Annotated in this window: 18 protein-coding genes, 1 tRNA gene, 1 pseudogene and 1 riboswitch; of the genes and pseudogenes, 5 read left to right on the forward strand and 15 right to left on the reverse strand. The window is 39.6% G+C overall.

Annotated elements, in window-relative coordinates; all coding sequences use genetic code 11:
* Genes HT708_RS05055 through HT708_RS05070 form a run of 4 tightly spaced genes read right to left on the reverse strand, consistent with a single transcriptional unit; the run spans position 1 to position 3,089 of the window.
* Positions 1–603 carry an L-threonylcarbamoyladenylate synthase gene (locus tag HT708_RS05055; RefSeq protein WP_000969285.1) on the reverse strand — a complete coding sequence of 201 codons (603 nt, stop codon included), beginning with the start codon at positions 601–603 and terminating at the stop codon, positions 1–3.
* Positions 587–1,423, reverse strand: coding sequence for a peptide chain release factor N(5)-glutamine methyltransferase (prmC, locus tag HT708_RS05060; RefSeq protein ID WP_000599420.1), 837 nt, complete (start codon positions 1,421–1,423; stop codon positions 587–589). The genes HT708_RS05055 and prmC overlap by 17 nt, the downstream gene beginning before the upstream one ends.
* Positions 1,423–2,502, reverse strand: coding sequence for a peptide chain release factor 1 (prfA, locus tag HT708_RS05065; RefSeq protein ID WP_001028801.1), 1,080 nt, complete (start codon positions 2,500–2,502; stop codon positions 1,423–1,425). The genes prmC and prfA overlap by 1 nt, the downstream gene beginning before the upstream one ends.
* Entirely contained in the window at positions 2,499–3,089 is a 591-nt protein-coding gene (locus HT708_RS05070; protein WP_000068143.1) for a thymidine kinase, read from the reverse strand. The genes prfA and HT708_RS05070 overlap by 4 nt, the downstream gene beginning before the upstream one ends.
* 122 nt (positions 3,090–3,211) lie before the next feature.
* Here HT708_RS05070 and HT708_RS05075 point away from each other — a divergent pair, with 122 nt between their 5' ends.
* Complete coding sequence (locus HT708_RS05075; protein WP_001117401.1) at positions 3,212–3,394, forward strand: 4-oxalocrotonate tautomerase; 183 nt, start codon at positions 3,212–3,214, stop codon at positions 3,392–3,394.
* Positions 3,395–3,531: 137 nt separating this feature from the next.
* Positions 3,532–4,905, forward strand: a complete 1,374-nt coding sequence (mnmE, locus tag HT708_RS05080; protein WP_000632769.1) for a tRNA uridine-5-carboxymethylaminomethyl(34) synthesis GTPase MnmE — start codon at positions 3,532–3,534, stop codon at positions 4,903–4,905.
* A gap of 45 nt (positions 4,906–4,950) precedes the next feature.
* Here mnmE and dapA read toward each other — a convergent pair whose 3' ends face one another.
* The 4 genes from dapA to HT708_RS05100 form a co-directional block, all read right to left on the reverse strand.
* On the reverse strand, positions 4,951–5,886 hold the full coding sequence (gene dapA / locus HT708_RS05085) for a 4-hydroxy-tetrahydrodipicolinate synthase (RefSeq protein ID WP_172926069.1): 936 nt from the start codon (positions 5,884–5,886) through the stop codon (positions 4,951–4,953).
* Between the two features lie 55 nt (positions 5,887–5,941).
* Positions 5,942–7,018: an aspartate-semialdehyde dehydrogenase gene (locus tag HT708_RS05090; protein ID WP_000542464.1), complete on the reverse strand. Its 1,077-nt coding sequence runs from the start codon at positions 7,016–7,018 to the stop codon at positions 5,942–5,944.
* 342 nt (positions 7,019–7,360) lie between these two features.
* A tRNA-Thr gene (locus HT708_RS05095) sits at positions 7,361–7,433 on the reverse strand.
* A 100-nt stretch (positions 7,434–7,533) separates the two neighbouring features.
* Positions 7,534–8,043, reverse strand: a complete 510-nt coding sequence (locus tag HT708_RS05100) for a QueT transporter family protein (protein WP_000737071.1) — start codon at positions 8,041–8,043, stop codon at positions 7,534–7,536.
* Positions 8,041–8,137, reverse strand: a riboswitch (PreQ1 riboswitch). (Overlaps the previous gene by 3 nt.)
* A 28-nt stretch (positions 8,138–8,165) precedes the next feature.
* Here HT708_RS05100 and HT708_RS05105 point away from each other — a divergent pair.
* Positions 8,166–8,597 carry a GtrA family protein gene (locus HT708_RS05105; protein WP_172926070.1) on the forward strand — a complete coding sequence of 144 codons (432 nt, stop codon included), beginning with the start codon at positions 8,166–8,168 and terminating at the stop codon, positions 8,595–8,597.
* Positions 8,598–8,678: 81 nt separating this feature from the next.
* Positions 8,679–9,056 (forward strand): large conductance mechanosensitive channel protein MscL, encoded by a 378-nt coding sequence (gene mscL / locus HT708_RS05110; protein WP_000916792.1) that lies wholly within the window; start codon positions 8,679–8,681, stop codon positions 9,054–9,056.
* A 40-nt stretch (positions 9,057–9,096) separates the two neighbouring features.
* Here the strand turns inward: mscL and hemH are convergent, their stop codons facing one another.
* Complete coding sequence (gene hemH / locus HT708_RS05115; protein ID WP_050222852.1) at positions 9,097–10,191, reverse strand: ferrochelatase; 1,095 nt, start codon at positions 10,189–10,191, stop codon at positions 9,097–9,099.
* A 153-nt stretch (positions 10,192–10,344) separates the two neighbouring features.
* On the opposite strand from hemH, the gene pepT reads away from it, so the two are divergent.
* Entirely contained in the window at positions 10,345–11,568 is a 1,224-nt protein-coding gene (gene pepT, locus HT708_RS05120) for a peptidase T (RefSeq protein WP_000222060.1), read from the forward strand.
* Positions 11,569–11,603: 35 nt separating this feature from the next.
* Here pepT and HT708_RS11795 read toward each other — a convergent pair whose 3' ends face one another.
* The 6 genes and pseudogenes from HT708_RS11795 to sdbB form a co-directional block, all read right to left on the reverse strand.
* Positions 11,604–12,755 carry a hypothetical protein gene (locus HT708_RS11795; RefSeq protein ID WP_007284789.1) on the reverse strand — a complete coding sequence of 384 codons (1,152 nt, stop codon included), beginning with the start codon at positions 12,753–12,755 and terminating at the stop codon, positions 11,604–11,606.
* A gap of 340 nt (positions 12,756–13,095) precedes the next feature.
* Positions 13,096–14,483 (reverse strand): annotated as a pseudogene (locus HT708_RS11800) (pneumococcal-type histidine triad protein); the annotation flags it as partial.
* Between the two features lie 319 nt (positions 14,484–14,802).
* The gene (locus tag HT708_RS05130) at positions 14,803–17,892 is read right to left on the reverse strand and encodes a pneumococcal-type histidine triad protein (RefSeq protein ID WP_000700358.1); all 3,090 of its coding nucleotides are present in this window, start codon (positions 17,890–17,892) and stop codon (positions 14,803–14,805) included.
* A gap of 7 nt (positions 17,893–17,899) precedes the next feature.
* Positions 17,900–18,817, reverse strand: a complete 918-nt coding sequence (adcAII, locus tag HT708_RS05135; protein ID WP_172926071.1) for a zinc-binding lipoprotein AdcAII — start codon at positions 18,815–18,817, stop codon at positions 17,900–17,902.
* A 142-nt stretch (positions 18,818–18,959) separates the two neighbouring features.
* Positions 18,960–20,351, reverse strand: coding sequence for an amino acid permease (locus HT708_RS05140; protein WP_001020307.1), 1,392 nt, complete (start codon positions 20,349–20,351; stop codon positions 18,960–18,962).
* A gap of 124 nt (positions 20,352–20,475) precedes the next feature.
* A complete protein-coding gene (sdbB, locus tag HT708_RS05145) occupies positions 20,476–21,033 on the reverse strand; it encodes a thiol-disulfide oxidoreductase-associated lipoprotein SdbB (protein WP_000757366.1) in 558 nt (185 codons plus the stop codon).
* Between the last annotated feature and the right edge of the window lie 8 nt (positions 21,034–21,041).

Below are 21,041 nucleotides of genomic sequence, written 5' to 3' on the forward strand. Positions count from 1 at the left end.
TCATTCCTCCTCAAAAGAAATCTCTGGCAACTGAGCAAGAATATCTTCTCGCTTAATGGCCCCTTGGCGTAAGATTTTCACCTTGTCTCCAGACAAGTCCAAAATAGTCGAATCCTGTCCAGTTAGAAAAGCATCGTCTTCTAGACCCAAAACCTCTTGGTCAAAATCCTTCAGAATTTGTTCAAAGGTTACACCACTTGACTGACCTGAAATATTGGCAGACGGCCCAATCAAGGGTCCCGTCTCTCTAATCAAATCAAGCGTGATGGGATGACTAGGCATCCGAAATCCCACCGTTGCGAGACCCGAATTGACCCAATAGGGAACTCGGTCATTAGCTTCGAGAATAATGGTCAAGGGACCTGGTAAAAAGGTCTCTACAAGTTTTTGAAGATAAGTTGGCTGATTCTTTGAAAAGTGCAAGATATCCTCTAAAGAGGCAATATTGAGATTGAGTGCCTTGTCTCTGGGACGACGTTTAATCTGGTATACATGATTAACTGCTTTTTCGTCTAGAGCCTTGGCAAAAAGACCATAAACAGTCTCTGTAGGCAGAACAACAGCTCCACCCTTTTCCAACTCTTGCCTAATCCTGTCCATCATCAACCACAACCATCCTATCTTGACCAAATTGATCCTTAAGCGTTCTTACACGTTTTTCAGGAAGATGCTTCCTAAAAAGTTCAGGAACACTTTGACCTTGCTTGTATCCAATTTCAAGGTAAATCTTACCACCATCTTTGAGATAGTCTTTTGCATCTTCCGCAATTCTACGGTAAATAGCTAGGCCATCCTCGTCTGCAAAGAGAGCTAGATGAGGCTCCGAATGCAAAACATTCAAGCCAACCTCTGACTCATCTTCACGAGAGATATAGGGTGGATTGGAAACAATTATATCATATTTTTCAGAAATTTCTGTAAAACAGTCAGATTTTTTTAAAAATATTTGAAGATTTTGATTTTTAGCATTTTCGTTAGCTAAATCTAAAGCATCTTGGGAAATATCTGCTGCTGTCACTGACCAATCTGGTCTATTTTTTGCTAGAGCGAGAGCAATAGCTCCACTACCTGTCCCGATATCTAGGACCTTAAGATTTTCTTCAGAATTTTCAGCCAGGATAAGCTCGACTAATTCCTCTGTCTCTGGACGGGGAATCAAAACCCGCTCATCAACTTTTAACTGCATTCCATAAAAATCTGCCTGTCCGATGATATACTGTGCTGGTTTATGATCTACTAACTGTTGAAAAATTCCTTTTACAAATTGTTTTTCTTCCTCTGTTACCTCTTTCTGGAGGGCAAAAACAAAATCTGTGAAAGGAAGATTTTTCAGGCCACGATAGACAAAAGAGAGGCTTTCAGCTTCCTCTCCTTGTCTTATCAACTCTTCTTCAAAATCTGAAAATAATTGAGCTAATATCATTATTTATTTAATTCTTCTAATTTTTGTGTTTGGTCATAGAGCACCAAAGCATCCACAACCTCATCCAATTTACCAGACAAAATAGTATCTAGTTTTTGGAGAGTCAAGCCGATACGGTGGTCTGTGACACGGTTTTGTGGGAAGTTATAAGTACGAATACGTTCTGAACGGTCACCAGTACCGATTGTTGATTTACGCTCAGCGTCTTGTTCATCCTGAGCAATTTGTGCAAAGTGGTCAGCAACACGCGCACGGATGATTTTCATGGCTTTCTCACGGTTCTTCTGCTGGGTACGTTCTTCCTGCATCTCAACTTTAATATTGGTTGGCAAGTGAACGATACGAACGGCTGTCGCAACCTTGTTGACGTTCTGTCCACCAGCACCAGAGGCGTGATAGATGTCGACACGAAGGTCTTTTGGATCAATGTCGTATTCAACCTCTTCAACTTCTGGCATAACAAGAACTGTCGCTGTCGAAGTATGAACACGGCCTTGGCTTTCTGTCACAGGGACACGTTGCACACGGTGGGCACCTGATTCGTACTTGAGTTTAGAGTAAACCGACTGACCAGAAACCATAGCAACCACTTCTTTAAAACCACCGACACCGTTCATAGAGGCTTCCATGACTTCAAAGCGCCAACCTTGGGCTTCCGCATACTTTTGGTACATAGTTAGCAAATCTCCAGCGAAAAGTGCCGCTTCGTCTCCACCAGCTGCTCCACGGATTTCAAGGATGATATTCTTGTCATCGTTTGGATCCTTTGGAAGGAGCAAAATTTTCAGTTTTTCTTCATATTCTTCTTTTTCAGCCTTGGCATCTTTGAGTTCTTGCTTGGCCATTTCTTCCAAGTCCGCATCTCCGCCTGATTCCTTAATCATCTCTTCGGCATCGACGATATTTTGAAGGACTTGTTTATACTCACGGTAGGCTATTACGGTGTCACGATTGGAAGCTTCTTCTTTTGAAAGCTCCATAAAACGCTTGGTGTCTGAAACGACATCAGGGTCACTCAGCAATTCTCCTAGTTCTTCATAACGGTCTTCTACAGCTTGTAGTTGATCATAGATGTTCATTTTTCTTCATTCTCCTTATTGATTTCAGGGGCAAAATAATGTTTACGGCAAACCGAGATATAGGTTTCATTACCACCAATCTGGATCTGTTCTCCATCGTAAACGGGCAGTCCATCCTGTGTTCGCAACACCATGGTCGCCTTTTTCTTGCAATACTGACAGATGGTCTTGATTTCGTCAATCTTGTCTGCTAAAAGCAAGAGATATTTGGAACCTTCGAACAATTCATTGCGAAAGTCATTTTTCAAGCCAAAAGCCATGACGGGTATGTCTAACTCGTCCACAACACGAGCTAGGTCGTAAACATGGTGGCGTTTAAGAAACTGGGCTTCATCGACCAAAACACAATAAGGTTTTTCTGGTAGGTCTCGGATATAGCCAAAGATATCCGTTGTTTCCTCAATCGCAAGGGCAGGGCGTTTCATGCCAATTCGACTCGACACATAGCCAACACCGTCACGCGTATCCAGAGCCGAGGTCATAATGACAACACCTTTTCCTTGCTCCTCGTAGTTATAGGCCACTTTGAGAATCTCAATCGTTTTACCAGAGTTCATGGTCCCATAACGATAATACAACTGTGCCATGTTTCTTGCTTCACGTCCATTTCTAAATTTTTGCTACATTCTAGTATATCATAATTTTCTGAAGCTTTAAACGGCAAAATGTGGTAAAATGGAAGAAATCAAAACTAGTGGAGGAAGCTATTATGCCATTTGTACGCATCGATTTATTTGAAGGACGCACGCTCGAGCAAAAGAAAGCTCTTGCTAAGGAAGTAACGGAAGCAGTTGTCCGCAACACTGGAGCCCCTCAATCTGCTGTCCATGTCATCATCAACGACATGCCAGAAGGAACTTACTTCCCACAAGGGGAAATGCGTACTAAATAAGCTAGCTTAAGCAGAATTGCTTAGGCTTTTTCAATCTCCAAGTAGCATCCATTGAAGAAATAGTTCAAATTTGTTACAATTTGAAAAGAGACTTGGAAAAATTTCCAAGAAAAGAGTTATTGATTAAAGGAAACATTATGATTACACGAGAATTTGATACCATCGCTGCTATCTCTACTCCACTAGGTGAAGGGGCTATTGGTATTGTCCGCTTGAGCGGAACAGAAAGTTTTGCTATTGCGCAAAAGATTTTTAAAGGAAAATACTTGAGTCAGGTTGCTAGCCATACACTTAACTACGGTCACATCGTTGACCCTCAAAATGGTAAGGTCATGGACGAGGTTATGGTTGGAGCCATGAAGTCTCCAAAAACCTTCACTCGTGAAGATATTATCGAGATTAACACTCACGGTGGGATTGCGGTGACCAATGAGATTCTCCAGCTAGCTATCCGTGAAGGAGCTCGGTTGGCAGAACCTGGTGAATTTACCAAACGTGCCTTCCTAAATGGACGTGTTGACTTGACTCAGGCTGAAGCCGTTATGGACATCATCCGTGCTAAGACAGACAAGGCTATGAACATTGCAGTTAAACAATTAGACGGCTCACTTTCTGACCTTATTAACAATATCCGTCAAGAAATCCTTAACACACTTGCCCAAGTCGAGGTCAATATCGACTATCCTGAGTATGACGATGTTGAAGAAGCGACTACTGCTGTGGTCCGAGAAAAGACAATGGAGTTTGAACAATTACTAACCAATCTCCTTAGAACAGCCCGTCGCGGTAAAATCCTTCGTGAAGGAATTTCCACTGCCATCATCGGACGCCCCAACGTTGGGAAATCAAGCCTTCTCAACAACCTCTTACGTGAAGATAAGGCAATCGTAACCGATATTGCTGGTACGACACGTGATGTCATTGAAGAATACGTCAACATCAACGGTGTTCCCCTAAAATTGATTGACACAGCTGGTATTCGTGAAACGGATGATATCGTTGAACAAATCGGTGTCGAGCGTTCGAAAAAAGCCCTCAAGGAAGCTGACCTAGTACTACTAGTGTTAAATGCTAGTGAACCACTAACCGCCCAAGACCGCCAACTCCTAGAAATCAGCCAAGAAACCAACCGAATTATTCTCCTTAACAAAACTGACCTGCCAGAAGTTATTGAAACCTCTGAACTTCCAGAAGATGTCATTCGCATTTCAGTCCTTAAAAATCAAAATATCGATAAGATTGAAGAGAGAATCAACAACCTCTTCTTTGAAAATGCTGGTTTGGTTGAGCAAGACGCAACCTACCTGTCAAATGCTCGTCACATTTCCCTGATTGAAAAAGCAGTTGAAAGCCTACAAGCTGTTAACCAAGGTCTTGAACTAGGGATGCCAGTTGACTTGCTTCAAGTTGACTTGACTCGTACTTGGGAAATCCTCGGAGAAATCACTGGAGATGCTGCTCCAGATGAACTCATCACCCAACTCTTTAGCCAATTCTGTTTAGGAAAATAAGAAAAATCCATGCTCGTTATTGCGGTCATGGATTTTATTGTCTTATTAGTAATCTGGTCTTAAGACACCTGTTACAGTTGCCTTAGTCGCTTCGTAGTCGCCATCTACAACAACCTTGATAATGCGTTTGGCATCTTCTTCTGGTGCTGGAACAAGAGGTAGACGAGTTGGTCCAGCTGCAAATCCCATATAGTTAAGAACTGCCTTGACAGGAGCAGGACTTGGATAAGAGAAGAGGGCATTGACCTTAGGAATGAATTTACGTTGAATAGCTGCGGCTTTCTTCATATCGCTTTTTGCAATGGCAGTAAACATTTCGTGCATCTCATCCCCATTTGTATGAGAGGCAACAGAAATAACCCCATCCGCACCAAGGTTCATGGCATGGAAAGCATCTCCATCCTCACCTGTATAAATCAAGAACTCTTCTGGCTTGTGCTCAATCAAGTAAGCCATATTGGCCAAGCTGGTACATTCTTTGACACCAATAATATTTGGATGGTCAGCTAAGCGAAGCATGGTTTCTGGAGTCAATTCGACAACTACACGCCCTGGAATGTTATAGATAATAATTGGTAGGTCAGAAGCATCTGCAATGGCTTTAAAATGCTGATACATTCCTTCTTGAGAAGGTTTGTTGTAGTAAGGCACAATAGCAAGTCCAGCAGCAAAACCGCCGAATTCCGCGACTTCTTTGACAAACTCGATAGAGTCACGCGTATCATTGGTACCAACACCCGCAATCAAAGGAACGCGTCCATTGACAACTTTTTGAACTGCCTCAAAGAGTTCCAACTCTTCATCGTGGGTCAAAGTTGGACTCTCAGCAGTCGTCCCTGCGAGAAGAATTCCATCCGTATGATGATCCAATAAATGCTCAATCAAGGCTGGAATAGCATCAAAGTTGATGGAACCATCCTGATGGAAGGGGGTAATAAAGGCTGTGATGATTTTACACTCTTTTAAATCTTGATAAGACATGAAAACACCTCTCTATTTCAAAGAAGGAGTTCATCTGAACTCCTAAACGATATGACTATTTTAATTCAAATTTCAATTCAGCTGTTGGACGAACCAAGCCACGTTCATGAAGAGTTTCAGCAATCTGAACTGAGTTCCAAGCAGCACCTTTGAGCAGGTTGTCTGAAACAACCCACATGTGGATTCCTTTTTCAGCATCCAAGTCTTTACGGATACGACCAACAAAGGTATCACGCGAACCAACTGCATTGATAGCTTGAGGATAAATTTGATGAGCTACATCATCTTCAAGAACAGCACCCGGGAAGGCTGCGATAGCTGCTTTGACTTCTTCGATTGGAGCCACTTCTTTTGTTTCGATATAAACAGACTCAGAGTGAGCTGATAAGACTGGAATACGAACACATGTTGCTGAAACGGCAATACTATCATCTTCCATAATTTTCTTAGTTTCCTTAGTCATCTTCATCTCTTCATAAGTGTAATCATTGTCAGTGAAGACATCAATTTGTGGAAGAGCATTGAAGGCGATAGGATAATGTTTCTTGTCACCACCTGAAGGCAAGATTTCGGCATGCAAATCACGTGGGGTTACACCATCATTCAAGACTTCACGAAGTTCACGTTGTGTCTCAAGAATTGCTCCCATACCAGCACCTGAAACTGCTTGGTAAGTTGAAACAATGATACGGTCCAAGCCCCATTTTTGGCGAACTGGCTCAAGAGCCACCATCATTTGAATTGTTGAACAGTTAGGGCAGGCAATGATCCCATTGTGGGCATCAAGTGCGTGAGCATTGACCTCTGGAACAACCAAAGGAACGTCTGGATTTTGACGGAAGTAAGATGTATTATCTACTACTACCGCTCCAGCTTTCACTGCGTATGGTGCATACTTAGCTGATGTAGAACCACCTGCTGAAAAGAGAGCAATATCAACTCCTTCAAAAGCTGTTTCAGTCGTTTCTTCAATCGTAATATCTTGATCTTTAAATTTCAAAGTCTTGCCTGCTGAACGTGCAGAAGCAAGTAAACGAATTTTATCGATTGGAAGTGTTGATTCTTCCAACATTTTTATCATCTGAGCACCGACAGCACCTGTCGCGCCGACTACAGCAACTGTATATCCCATAAATAACCTCTTTCGGAATTTTCTAAAAATTTCTATAATAGAAGTATTATACTACTTTTTCCATGAATTGCAAAGCTTTTTCATCATTTTTTGGAAAATAAAAATCCCCAGTCGTTAGACTAGGGACTAAGAGGCATCTTCATGTGATGAGCAGGTTCACACAACTCATCAAGGTCCGCTCCTGCGTTATGACCTCCTTATGCTCAATAGTAGTCCGAAGACTACCTATCGACTCATCGCATATTCTATATTACTAGAGATACTTGATTTTGTCAATAAGAAATTTTTTCGATCGAGTATAACAAAAAACTCTCGTATTCAAGAGTTTCCCTATACATATCATGCTAATTGCCGGGATTGAACCGGCGACCTCATCCTTACCATGGATGCGCTCTGCCAACTGAGCTAAATCAGCTTACTTAAGTAAGTATACTATAATCAGAAAAACTTGTCAAGTTTTCTTAGAAATTTTCCATAAGAAAAAGCCAGGTAAAGGCTACCTAGCTTGTCCTGTTCTATTTGCTTAAATCGATTCGACGACCAATTTTACCAATGATAATCGCTCCAATAATCAATGAGGCAAATTCACCAATTCCTGTTGTAAACCAAGTAAGGAAAAATGGTAATTCTGCTACAATATTTAACTCTGCAGCGATGGTAAACATGGAAATTGAAAAGAGGATTGAAAAGAAGAAATGATCTTTTCGAATCAATCCGTTAAAGAGGTAATCCTTGCTATATTTTGCAAAAAGCCAAACACCTAAACTGAGGAATACCAAGGTTGATCCGCCACCAACAAAGACATCTAGTAGTCCGAAGCTAAAGAAATTAGCAATCATACAACCGATAGTAACTCCGATGATGTACTTGGGATTGTAAAAAGCCATAAAGTTCATCATTTCTGAAATACGAAACTGATAAGCACCATAGCTGATGGCATTTAGGGGTGGTGTGACAGTTAAAACGACATAGATAGCAGCAACAATTGCAATATCTGCAACATCACGAATAGTTAATTTTTTCATGTTTTCTCCTTTGGCGGTTTCCCGCGTGTAATATGCTTGGTGAAAGAAGCTAAGCACCAAGGGTTGATTCAATCAACCTTACTAGTATAGCACAATAGCCTGCTTTATGCTATACTAAAAACATGAAAATTTGTATTCAAAAATTTCTTAACAATGAAATCTTAGCCTATCTCTTTTTTGGTATAGCGACGACTCTTGTTTCCATTCTATCCAGATTAGTCATTTATCAATTAACCCATAAAGAACTCCTTGCTACGGCCTTGGCAAATATATTTGGTATCCTATTTGCCTTTATCACAAATGATAGGCTTGTATTTAAGCAAGCAAGGAAGAATCGGCTTATCCGTTTAGTGAAATTTTTTCTTGCCCGCCTTTCTACTTTTCTGTTAGACTTGTTTTTAACTTTTCTCTTTGTAACTCAATTCCCTCATATCATAGGGCAATTTGTAAACGAAAATCCTGATAAGGTAAATGCAATTGAAACAATAATTGCACAAATACTCATTATTATCATCAATTATATCTTGAGCAAGATCTATATTTTTAGAAAATAATGCTCCATTTATGAGCCTTTTAATTGCCTTCTATAATGATTTAGGATACAATGAAACACGAAACATTGAAAGGAAAACAGTATGTTAAAAAATCTAAAATCGTTCTTGCTTCGAGGAAATGTTATTGACCTTGCTGTCGGTGTTGTCATTGCCTCTGCTTTTGGTGCTATCGTTACTTCACTTGTAAACGACATTATCACTCCTCTTATTTTAAATCCCGCTTTGAAAGCTGCTAAAGTCGAACGTATCGCTCAACTTTCTTGGCATGGAGTCGGCTATGGTAACTTTTTAAGTGCTATTATCAATTTTATCTTTGTGGGTACCGCCCTCTTCTTTATTATCAAGGGTATTGAAAAAGCACAGAAACTGACTGGTATAAAGGAAGAAAAAACTGACGAAAAAAAACCAACCGAATTGGAAGTCCTTCAAGAAATCAAAGCCCTTCTTGAGAAAAAATAATCGATTAAAAGGATCTAGCACAAAGCTAAATCCTTTTTCTTTACTCTTTGGGCAACTTGCCTGCTTTTTCTAGCATCTTCTTGATAAGATAAGGCATCTTAACATTCTCCCGCCCTTTTTTCTCAATCAGTTTTTTCACAAATTCCGGCATTTGTAAATCTTGAGATTCAGCCAAAATGTTTTTCGTCTCGTCTGAAGGAACTAACTCATCAAAGGTCTCTTCTTCTGGGAGAAATTCCTTAAACTCTTGATGTTCATTGGCTCTAACTGTATTGACCAAGGCATCAATCAAGCGAGAATCTGTATTTGGCATTGGTGGACGATGGTAGTTTACCCCAAATTCCTGACACAAGTCATAACATTCCACATCATTATCAAACAAGACTTCAATGTGCTCACTGATAAAGCTGATTGGAACAAAAATATAATGGTCTGGATGTTCTGTCTGTTCTCTGAGATACTCCAAAACATCTGGCTTAATCCATGGAATCCCAATATCACTCTCACTTTGCCAGGTATTTGTATATTGATCGGAACTCAAACCTAGTTTTTCAGCAACTAACTTGCTATTTTCGAAAATTTGATCGATATAAGGATCTCCAAAATCCAAGGCAAAAATGGGCACACTATGGGCTGAAAAGATGACTTTAAAGCTATCCTGCTTTACTTCTTCTTTTAAAATTTTAGCAATTTCATCTGCCCAATAGTTTAAAAGTGCTTCTTCCTGATACCAGTCCTTAATGACCAAAAATTGAATTTGTTTGCTTTCTAAAAATTTTTCATAGCCCATGACAGAGTAGAAAGAATAATGAGGCTCCAAAATCAAACAAATACACTGTTCAATTCCGTCTGCTTCCATTTGACCGATCACATCTGGAATAAAGGGACTGGAAAACTTATTAGCAAAGTAGACACTGTATTCATTCCCCAGCCTAGCTTCTACCAAGGCAACCTCTTGACGGGTAATTTTTTGCAGAGGCGTGCCTCCAATTCGTACATAATTATCATAGAGAGTCTGAATCTCGTGGTCTTGAGGTCTCACTCCACGACGAATATTTGTGAAAAAATCAGCTACACCTTCAAAGGTAATCTCTTCTGGCGAACCGAAGGTCATCATTAAAATTGCTTTTTTCATAATCGCTTCCTTGTGATGTTTTTATCAAGTTTATTTTATCATGAATCCACTGATAAGTAAACGCTAACATAGCAGATTGCCCTAACTTCTGTCTTTTGTTTTTCTCTTCTTTCTATGATACAATGGAAAAAATAAATTCAAAAGGAGTTTTTTATGACTTATCCAAATCTCTTGGACCGCTTCTTAACCTACGTTAAGGTCAACACGCGCTCTGATGAACACTCTACTACTACTCCAAGTACACAGAGTCAGGTTGACTTCGCAACAAATGTCCTAATTCCTGAAATGAAACGTGTTGGACTGCAAAATGTTTACTATCTACCGAATGGTTTTGCTATTGGAACCTTGCCAGCCAATGATCCATCTTTAACACGTAAGATTGGCTTCATCTCCCACATGGATACTGCTGATTTTAATGCTGAAGGAGTCAATCCACAGGTAATTGAAAACTACGATGGTGGTGTGATTGAACTTGGAAATTCTGGTTTTAAACTGGATCCAGCCGACTTCAAGAGTCTTGAGAAATATCCAGGCCAAACGCTCATTACAACTGATGGAACAACCTTGCTAGGTGCTGATGACAAGTCTGGTATTGCTGAGATTATGACAGCTATTGAATATCTGACTGCTCATCCTGAAATCAAACACTGTGAGATTCGTGTTGGTTTTGGTCCAGATGAGGAAATCGGTGTTGGTGCTAATAAATTTGATGCAGAAGATTTTGATGTGGATTTTGCCTACACTGTTGATGGTGGTCCACTAGGTGAACTTCAGTACGAGACTTTCTCAGCCGCTGGTGCTGAATTGCATTTCCAAGGCCGTAATGTCCACCCTGGTACTGCCAAAGGGCAGATGGTCAATGCCCTTCAGCTAGCAATTGATTTTCATAATCAACTTCCAGAAAATGACCGACCTGAGTTAACTGAAGGTTACCAAGGTTTTTACCATCTAATGGATGTGACAGGTAGTGTTGAGGAGGCGCGTGCAAGCTACATCATTCGTGATTTTGAAAAAGATGCCTTTGAAGCGCGTAAAGCATCCATGCAATCTATCGCTGATAAGATGAATCAAGAACTTGGGAGCAACCGTGTCACTCTCAACTTGACAGACCAGTACTACAATATGAAAGAAGTCATTGAAAAAGATATGACTCCAATTACCGTTGCTAAAGCCGTTATGGAAGATCTAGGTATCACGCCTATTATCGAACCAATCCGGGGTGGAACAGACGGCTCTAAGATTTCCTTTATGGGAATCCCAACTCCGAATATCTTTGCAGGTGGCGAAAATATGCACGGACGTTTTGAATACGTTAGCCTTCAGACTATGGAACGTGCAGTTGATACCATCATTGGCATCGTAGCTTATAAAGGCTAAAAAGACGAGGTGGCTCAGCTACTTCGCCTTTCTGTTTATTCTACTGCTTTTTCTTGATTACCAGTGCTTGTTGTAGATTCAGTTGATCCCTTTTCTGAAGTTAATTCAGCAGGTTTAGAATCTCTTGTGTTGCTTGCTTTGTTTTCGTCGCTAGCAGTTTCGCTGTTAGATTCTGTAGTTGCGTTTGGTTGGTTCTCAGCACTGGTGTTATCACCATTTGCTTCAGCATTTCTTGCTGGACTTGTTTCTTCACTTGCGCTAGCTTTTGACTGGATTTGGTGATTCAAAACTAGAATAGCTTTTGTCAATTCAAGTAAAGCTGCTTTGTCTTTACTCTTAGCAGAAAGTTGATCTAGTAATGCATCCACTTTATCAAAGTCCTCATCAGAACCATTATTACTTTCTAAATAAGAGTGAAGCGACATGAGAATATCGTAGAGTTTTTGATAGAGTACAAGTGTCTGAGAATCTTGCTCAGCATTTTCCTTTTCTTGTTGAAGGGCGCTAGCGATACGAGTCAAAACATCTTTTACCTGACTGTTTACTTCATCCAAGTCTGCATCAGCCTTGTTTGTGGCAGCTTTTAGATTTTCTACTTCTTCTGCCAAGGATTGTCTGATTCCTTCTTCATGGATTTGTTCCAAGAGTTGATTTGCCTTGTTCAAAAGACTTTCTACTTCTTCCTTGCTGACATGATTGACATATTCTTCTTTTTTAAGATCAGGATAAAGATCTTTCAAAAATTCATAAATCGCTTGCTTAGCAGATTGGTTATCAACTTTTTCTTTATCTAAAACTGTTTCATTTACTTTTGCAGTAGCTGGCTGATTTTTCAAAGCCTCTTCTACTTCTTGTTTTGTTTGGTAAATGCTTGGGAACAGTTTATTCAAGTCCACAGCCTTACGGAAGGATTGAGATTGATATAAAGTAAAAGTCAAATTAGCTACTTTATTACGAAGCTCATCACTTAAACGACCATCGTTTACATGCTCATAGAAGTACTTGATGTATTCCACTGTTGTATCACCAGTACGGTCATTAAAGTCTTGAAGAGCTTGAAGTTGTGATTCAACCGCTGCTAAAGCAGCCTCATCTTTAGCCAACTTAGCTTCCTGGAGTCGAACGAGAAGGTCTTTCTTAGGAAGTCCATAAGTATCTGTATCTAGCGTATTGATTTTATCAATCAAGGCCTGATATTTCTTATCTAAAGCACTTGTTTCAACAGGTTTGACACTTTCATCAATATGGATATATTGCTTATCAAAGAGGTCAAGTGTTTTTAGATAACCTGCTGTAGAGTTAGTTAGTTGCTAGTTTCTTCATATTTTCAGTAAACTGACCTAAAACTAACTCAATCTGTCTTTGTTTGATTGGATCGTCTTTATAGACGTTTCGACTTTCAGCAAGAAGTTGATCTACTTTTGCTAAAACTGTTTTCTCATCAAAGGCCCCAGGCTGATAGTTGGATTTCAGGGCTGGAATTTTGTTTTTCAAGGCTACTTCATAGCCCTTAGTTTGAACCTTGATGTAGTGATTGTGGTCTCCATGACTCATGACAAAACCTGATTCATCTTCAGCGATAATACGATTAGCATCAAATCCGTATCCATCTTCTTCATGTTTCTCATGTGAAGTTCCTGGATTGATTGGAAGAGATGGAGAAGGTGTTGCTAGACTATTGTTTGGAAGAGTCGGTTGCCCAATTTGATTTGATTTTGGAATGTAATGGAAATGATCACCATGTCTTACAATATAAGCTATAGCCGTTTCTTCAATGATATCTTTTGGATTAAAAATATAACCATCAGATACTGAAGAGAGCTCCTTACTTGTCGTTAAAGAAGAAGGATTGCTTGAAAGACTGCCTAGACTAGACACTACTTCATTTGTAGAAACTGTAGAACCAGTTCCACTGATAGACACCATTCTGGCAATCTTTTCTTCTAAGGCAGAAAGCTTGCTGTAAGGAATAAAGTGGTAATGGTCGCCATGCGGAATCGCAACTCCATTTGGTGTAAGACTGATAATCTTAGCAGGGTCAAAGACCAAGCCATCTGATTCACTGTAACGTTGGGCGCTAGGTGAATCATAGAGTTCCTTCAAAAGACTCTGGAGATTTTCAGATTTATTTGCTGGCTTGCTAGTTGATCCTTTTGCTACAGATTGCGTGTTATTGTCACTAGCTGTTGAAGAATAGCTTAACTGACTCGGTTCATATTTTTTCCAGCCAGATGTGCTTTAGCTGCTGCTAATTCACTAGCAGATAAATCGCTTTTGGGAATGTAGTGATAGTGACCTCCATGAGGAACGATATAAGCATTACCCGTATCTTCGATAATATCAGCTGGATTAAAGACATAGCCATCATTTGTCGTATATCGTCCCTGAGACCTTGCTACAGCAACATCAGAGCTGACCTTCTCCTTATCTTTGACATGTTCTTGTTTTTGACGATTGATTTCATCTTTGGTTCGAACATTATCAGCATGAGCTACATCTTTCAGGTAGACATAATATTTTCCATCGACCTTGATGATACAACCACCCTTGACTTCATTGACAATATCAGCGTCTTTAAGTTGGTAGTTTGGATCCTTCATCAAGAGTTCTTCACTAAAGAGGTCATCATAAGGAACTTTCCCATTATAGTAATGATAGTGGTCACCGTGTGACGTTACATAGCCCTGACCTGTAATTTTGATTACAATTTGCTCAGCCTGAATTCCTTCTTTCTGGCTAACCTGGTCTGGTGTCAAGTTTTCACTTTTCTGACTTGACTGGCTGCCATCCACATAAGAGACACGATTATTGTCCTTATTTTCCTGCGAACGATGCTGGTTTTGTCCATAGGCACATAGACTCAAGGATACGATAACAGCTGATCCAGCTGCTATATATTTTTTACTGAATTTCATAAATCCCTCATTTCAATAAATGATGAAACTTTTTCTTAACTTCTTTTTTCTCGGTTAAACAATTTTTCTAAACCGCTTATTTAACCATTTAATTAACCAGTAAATAGTTTACTATTTAAAATTATAGAGAAATGAAATAAGAATAGGACAAATTGATCAGGACAGTCAAATCAATTTCTAACAATATTTTAGAAGTCAAGGTGTACTATTCTAGATTCAATCTATTATACTTCTGTCAAGTTTCTGTTACTTTCTTCTAAAAAAGAGAAGCAACACGAAAGGTTACTTCTCCATAAAATATGCTTCATTCTTTTTACTACTATATAGGAGTCGGTTGACTCTCTTTTAACAAAGCCAAGAGCCTATCTAATTCTGCTGAAATAGTGTTACTGTCTTTCGTTCCGAAAAGAAGACTGCTGTTTAGACCAGACAATGTCTCCATAGCATTTTGGCGAGTACGAGAATCTGTTACTTTTTCTAGCAAGGTCTCCGCCTCTGCTATCTTAACGTCAATAACAGAACGCTCTACTTGTGGAACTTCATCCTCATCTGTAGTATCTTCAGCTTCTTCCTCTGTCTCTTCCGCATCAGTGCTTGGTCTATAAAGATTATCTGCTGAAGGATTTAAACCAGCGTGATTCTCTTTTTCATCAGATTCAGAATGAGTTGGCTCACTTACTTCATCATGTTCCTTATCTTCATCAGGTTTACCGTTTTGGTCTGCCTTATTTTTACGAACATGGTCGCTAGCATTACCCCAACCATTATCTGAATGAGGACGTTGGTCAGGATGTTCAACGTAGTATTTCACTGTCGCAAATAAATCTTCTAAGGTATAGCCTTCAGGAGCTGAGTAAAGTCCTTCATCAAACCATGCAAACTTAAGGTTATGATAGTGATCAAAGTGAGGAATTATAAAGTGACCATTTTGTACAGCTACAGTATACTGTAAATGATTCGGTATTTTTTCTAATGGTACCTTTTTCTCAGCTTTTACGCGGTTATAGATAGCTTCTGTCCCTGTTGCCTCTGGTTTTGCTTCTGTTGCTTCAGTAGAATTTGGAGCTTGTAAGCCTTTTTCTTTAGCATAAGCCTGAGCTGCTGCTCTTTCAGCTTCAGATAAGCTGTCTTTTTTAATCCAGTGGCTATGGTTCAAGTGTGGAGTGACGTAGGCATTTCCTTCATCACTTTCAATATCATGCTCATCAAAGATATAGCCATCCTCTGTTGTATATTTACCTGCTAATTTCGCTAATTTAATTTCATCGTCTGTATAGGCAATTTGAGCATTTGGTTTGCCAAGTCGCTCTGGATGGGTAATTGGTGCTAGGAATGCCAATAAATCATCTACCAATTTTACTTTATTAGAAGATTCATCATTCAAGCGCTCTGCTAATTTGTCTAAAGTTTGGAAATCAGAAACGCGACCTTTATTTTCAGACAAGGCTTTATGAGCCTGGGTTAACAGATTGTAGGCTTTATCATAAAATTCTTGGTCACGAGAAGCGACATTTTCTTTTTTAGCAACTAGAGCATGTGTCTCTTGAGTTTTCTTAGACAAGAGATTTTCAATAGCATCAATCTTATCCTTAGCCAAGTCTTTAGCAAAAACATAGTGACTGACACCAGCAATTTCCACAACATATCCTTCCCCAACTTTTCTAACAACCTGTTCTACTGTAAAATCAGTTTGTTTTTTCTCAGTTGATGGTTGAGCTTGCGGTTTTGGTGCTGGTTTCAAATAATTCATTCCCGGCAAGACTGCACCATTTTGTCCCTTAATAGCTATCATACGAGCCAATTTTTCTTCCAAAGGTGACATTTGTGAATAAGGGATAAAGTGATAATGGTCTCCGTGCGGTACAGCAACACCATTAGCTGTACGATTTGTTATTTGTGCCGGGTCAAATACTAGTCCATCCGATTCTACATGGCGTTCTGATAAGGGTTTAGCATACAATTCACGTAAAAGGCTTGGAATGTCTTCCCCTTGATTTTGATGATAAGTTGGAGTGACAGTCAAATTGTGGTTCTCTGACAAGCTTGGTTGAGCTGGATTTGCATTATGACTAGAACTTGAAGAAGGACGAGACCCCTGCTTCCCATTCCAATAGGCTTGGGCTGCAGCCAATTCTCCTGCAGACAAATCACTCTTAGGAATATAGTGAAAATGATTTCCATGCGGTACAACAAAAGCGTCACCTGTATCTTCAATCACATCTGTTGGACTAAAGACATACCCATCATCCGTTGTATAGGCTCCTCCAGTTGCTCTATTCGGTGCCTGCGTATTGAGATTAAAGTTTGCTTTAATGGCTGAACTTGGTTTCGCAGGACTGCTTGGTTTCGTATTATCAGAATGCTTTTGAACTGGCTGACCTCCAATTGGTAGATTTCGAGCCAATTTTTCTTCCAAGGCAGACATTTGCGAATAAGGAATGAAATGGAAATGATCTCCGTGAGGTACTGCCACACCATTTGCAGTACGTTTTGTAATCTGTGCTGGGTCAAATACTAATCCATCAGACTCCACATGACGTTGGCTAAGTGGCAAAGCGTACAATTCTTGAAGGAGACTAGCTAAATCCTCATTTTGACTCTCAGGAGTTGTTGTAAGATTTTGAGGAGTTTCAGATGGACTCGTTCTCACACTAGATCTTGTTTCTCCCCTGCTAGAACGATATTCAACCGTACTTAATTGACCGCCTTTTCCAGATAAGAAGGCTTGGGCAGCAGCTAATTCACTGGCAGACAAATCACTCTTAGGAATATAGTGGAAGTGATTGCCATGAGGAACAATATAGGCATCGCCTGTATCTTCAATGATATCAGAGGCATTAAAGATATAACCATCATCCGTTGTATAACGTCCTTGGGCTCTGGCTGCAACTACCGCCTGATTGTTTGAACCGCCACCGTGATTACTACTATGTTCCTGCTTCTGACGTTTAATCTCTTCTTTTGTCCGAATATTATCCGCATGGGCCGCATCTTTAAGGTAAACATAGTATTTACCGTTTACCTTAATGACATAACCACCCTTGATTTCATTGACAATGTCTGAATCCTTCAACTGATAATTCGAATCTTTCATGAGGAGCTCTTCACTGATGATGGCATCATAAGGAACCTTGCCATTATAGTAATGATAATGGTCTCCATGAGAAGTCACATAACCTTGATCCGTAATCTTGATAACAATTTGTTCAGCATTGATTCCCTCTCTCTTACTGACTTCATCTGGTGTTAAGTTCTCTGCCTTTTGACCAGCCTGATTACCATCTATATAAGCAACTCGATTAGACTCTTTCTTAGCCTGACCAGCTTGGTAACGACCAAGTTCATAGGAACAAACACTTAGGGCAAGAACTGCCACTGAACCTGCTAGATATTTTTTATTGATTTTCATTTTTTCCTCACTTTAATTCTTCTGCTAGAACACTTATATTTTCTTCAAGATTTTCTAAATAGGTCTTGTCATTTTGTGGGTCTGCCTCTAAAGGATTCAGAGTTTTAAGACCTACACCTGTTGATTTGACAAGAGTTTCAGCTACTTTTGAAGAAGCGTTACTTTCTGTAAAAATCGTTTTAACCTTATAGGTTTTAACAAATTCCTGAATTTCTGTTAGTTGTCTTGGACTTGGTTCTTGTTCCAGAGAGATACCTGCAATACCAAGTTGATTGAGTCCAAATCGCTTAGCTAAATAAGAAAAGGCTGTATGTTGTGTTACAAATGTTTTCTGAGTCGCTTTTTCAAATTTAGGCTGGAATTTCTTAGTCAATTCTTGAGCTTTTTTGATAAAGGCTTGCGCATTTTTTTGGTAAGTTTCTTTATGCTCACTATCCGCCTCCGAAAGCTTATCAGCGATAATCTGAGCTTCTTCGCCAGCTTTTTCAGGATCTAGCCAAGTGTGAGGGTCATAGAGCGTTTTTTCATCAACTCCATCCCCTGCTTCTACATCTTCTAGCCCTGGGACGCGGTCTAAAGTCATTCCCTCTGAAGCCTCTAAAACCTTCACTTTGGATTTTTTTAGATTGGGATCTAAACTTCCTGCCCAAGATTCGAGCGTATGTGAATGGTAAACAAAGACATCTGCATCATAGATGGCTGCGATATCATTTGCCGAAGGTTCAAAGGAGTGAATCCCACTACTTGACTGAATCATCCGAACATCATTCAAGTCACCAGATACTTCCTTAACCATAGCATAGATAGGATAAAAACTGGTCACAATTTTCATCCCCTTTCCTGTCTGACTTTCCTTTTGACTACAGGCTCCTAGCAATAAAAGAAAGACACTTAACAAGACTAAAAATAAATTTTGTTTCTTCATGAACAACTCCTTAACTGTTTAATTAACTAGTAAACATTCTACTCCTAAAAACTTAATCTGTCAAGATATTTTTAGAAAAAATTTGAAATTTCTTTCACATATAAAAATCTGCTGAGTTTCAACAACTCAACAGACTTTTACTTTATTCTTCTATGGTAGAATGCTTATAGCCATAAGTGAAGTAAATAATACTTCCTACTAACAAGGCAACTAGGAAAGCAATCCAAGTTTCCATATTATACTGTAACATAAAGGATAAACAAATGATGATTGATAAAATCGGTAACAGGGGTACCAAGGGTGTTTTAAATTCCCCAGCTTTTGGCATCCCTTTTTCTTTCCGTAAGCGAATCAGGCCGTAAGCCAGCATGATTAAGTAGGCCAAGGTACAAATGTTTAAGAAGGCTGCAATACTAGCTAGCGGGAAGATTCCTGCTGCTACTGCTGAAGCTAGACCTGTTAAAATAGTAGCATTCTTTGGTACCTTGCTAGTCTTCGTTAGTTCTTTAAAGGCGGCAGGCATTAAGCCATCGCGCGCTAAACTGTAAATCATACGCGATAGGGCATAGGTCATCGAGATACAAACTGTAATCAAGGTCAAGATAGCCACTAATGACACATAGTTGGCTGCCCAACTGATCCCAACGCTACGAAGGGCAAAGGCAACGGCATCATTGACATTTAAATGACTATAGTGAACCACACCAGTCAAAACAAGCGTCACCAAGGCATAGAGAATGGTTACGATAGAAAGCGATAAGACAATCCCTCTAGGAATATTTTTTTGAGGAGTCTTGACCTCATCTACAGCCATAGAGATGGATTCAAATCCCAAAAAACCGAAGAACATCAAGGAGGCACCAGCCATAATACCAGTACTAGCACCATAGATTTGTCCAAAACCATAAGGAGCAAAATTACTCCAATTATCAAGTTTGATATGCCAAATTCCTACTAAAACAAAGAGAGCTAAAGCCGAGAATTTCAAAATAACTAGAATAGAATTAAAGCGTAAGGCTGCTTTAGCATTGAGTAAAACAAGCGAGGTCACCAAGACCAAGACAAGAATAGGCAATAAATCAACAAATGTCCCTGCTTGAGGATTAAAGGTACCATTTAAAGGCTGAGGAAGGGCTATCCCGTATTGAGAGAGCAAGCCTTTAAAATAAGCTGCCCAACCCGAAGCTACGCCTGATATGGCTGTCATGAACTCCATCATGGTTAACCAACCAGCCAACCAGGCTGGGAATTCTCCTAAAATAGCATAGAGATAACTGTAGGCACCACCTGTAGCAGGTACTCGTGAAGCAAATTCTGCAAAAAAGAGGGCTGATAATCCCACACACAAGGCAGAAATGACGATTGAAATCACTAGGGCTGGACCAGCAAGTGTGGCAGCTGCAGTACCTGTAATTGTAAAGATGCCTGTCCCTACCATGGCTCCGATACCCAGCAAAATCAAATCCCATAACTTCAAATGCCTGTGCATCTCCGTTTTATCCAAACTTACATTCTTTGTTCTAAATATATTCATATTTCTTCTCCAAATAAAATGATGATTCTATTTTACCATAAATATAGGAGATTTGTGACTATTTATAAAATATTTTTCTAAAAAAAAAATCTGACTACATCTTGTAATCAGATTTTTATCGATTCTAGTTCATTTCTTTAAATGCTGCTTCTGCATCCGCATTACTGATAGCACCAAATTGAATCTTTCCAATCTTTCCTTGACTATCAATTAGGTATTCTGTAGGAATGCTTCGAATTTGATAAGCTTGGAAGGTTGTTGCTTTAGTATCATAAAGAACTGGGATATCTTTATATCCTTGTTCTTGGAACCATTGTGGGAATTGATTAACAGTTTTTTCACCTTGAATTCCTGGTGCAATGACAGTAAGAATTTCAAAATCGCGATCTGGTTTTGCAGCTAATTCCATCAACTCAGGCATACTTTTCTTACATGGACCACACCAGGAAGCCCAAAACTTCAAGTAAACCTTTTTACCCTTAAAATCAGATAACTTGACTTCTTTACCATCCATGGATTGCAAGGTGAAGTCTGGAGCATCTTTCCCAACAGCAATTTGCTGTACAGGCGTTTCTTGTTTTGGCTGTTGTGGGGCTTGAGTTTTTTTAGTTTCTTCCTCACCACAGGCTATCAATACAACTAATGACAAGAGACTTAAGCCAGCAAACATTACTTTTTTCATCATTTTCT

Origin of the sequence: Streptococcus sp. 3613, assembly GCF_013277375.1 — a bacterium.
Classification (GTDB): Bacteria; Bacillota; Bacilli; order Lactobacillales; family Streptococcaceae; genus Streptococcus; species Streptococcus pseudopneumoniae.

Coding starts and splice junctions, on each gene's coding strand:
- HT708_RS05055 (WP_000969285.1), bottom strand. CDS start 603: ATGATGGACAGGATTAGGCAAGAGTTGGAAAAGGGTGGAGCTGTTGTT.
- prmC (WP_000599420.1), bottom strand. CDS start 1,423: ATGATATTAGCTCAATTATTTTCAGATTTTGAAGAAGAGTTGATAAGA.
- prfA (WP_001028801.1), bottom strand. CDS start 2,502: ATGAACATCTATGATCAACTACAAGCTGTAGAAGACCGTTATGAAGAA.
- HT708_RS05070 (WP_000068143.1), bottom strand. CDS start 3,089: ATGGCACAGTTGTATTATCGTTATGGGACCATGAACTCTGGTAAAACG.
- HT708_RS05075 (WP_001117401.1), top strand. CDS start 3,212: ATGCCATTTGTACGCATCGATTTATTTGAAGGACGCACGCTCGAGCAA.
- mnmE (WP_000632769.1), top strand. CDS start 3,532: ATGATTACACGAGAATTTGATACCATCGCTGCTATCTCTACTCCACTA.
- dapA (WP_172926069.1), bottom strand. CDS start 5,886: ATGTCTTATCAAGATTTAAAAGAGTGTAAAATCATCACAGCCTTTATT.
- HT708_RS05090 (WP_000542464.1), bottom strand. CDS start 7,018: ATGGGATATACAGTTGCTGTAGTCGGCGCGACAGGTGCTGTCGGTGCT.
- HT708_RS05100 (WP_000737071.1), bottom strand. CDS start 8,043: ATGAAAAAATTAACTATTCGTGATGTTGCAGATATTGCAATTGTTGCT.
- HT708_RS05105 (WP_172926070.1), top strand. CDS start 8,166: ATGAAAATTTGTATTCAAAAATTTCTTAACAATGAAATCTTAGCCTAT.
- mscL (WP_000916792.1), top strand. CDS start 8,679: ATGTTAAAAAATCTAAAATCGTTCTTGCTTCGAGGAAATGTTATTGAC.
- hemH (WP_050222852.1), bottom strand. CDS start 10,191: ATGAAAAAAGCAATTTTAATGATGACCTTCGGTTCGCCAGAAGAGATT.
- pepT (WP_000222060.1), top strand. CDS start 10,345: ATGACTTATCCAAATCTCTTGGACCGCTTCTTAACCTACGTTAAGGTC.
- HT708_RS05130 (WP_000700358.1), bottom strand. CDS start 17,892: ATGAAAATCAATAAAAAATATCTAGCAGGTTCAGTGGCAGTTCTTGCC.
- adcAII (WP_172926071.1), bottom strand. CDS start 18,817: ATGAAGAAACAAAATTTATTTTTAGTCTTGTTAAGTGTCTTTCTTTTA.
- HT708_RS05140 (WP_001020307.1), bottom strand. CDS start 20,351: ATGAATATATTTAGAACAAAGAATGTAAGTTTGGATAAAACGGAGATG.
- sdbB (WP_000757366.1), bottom strand. CDS start 21,033: ATGAAAAAAGTAATGTTTGCTGGCTTAAGTCTCTTGTCATTAGTTGTA.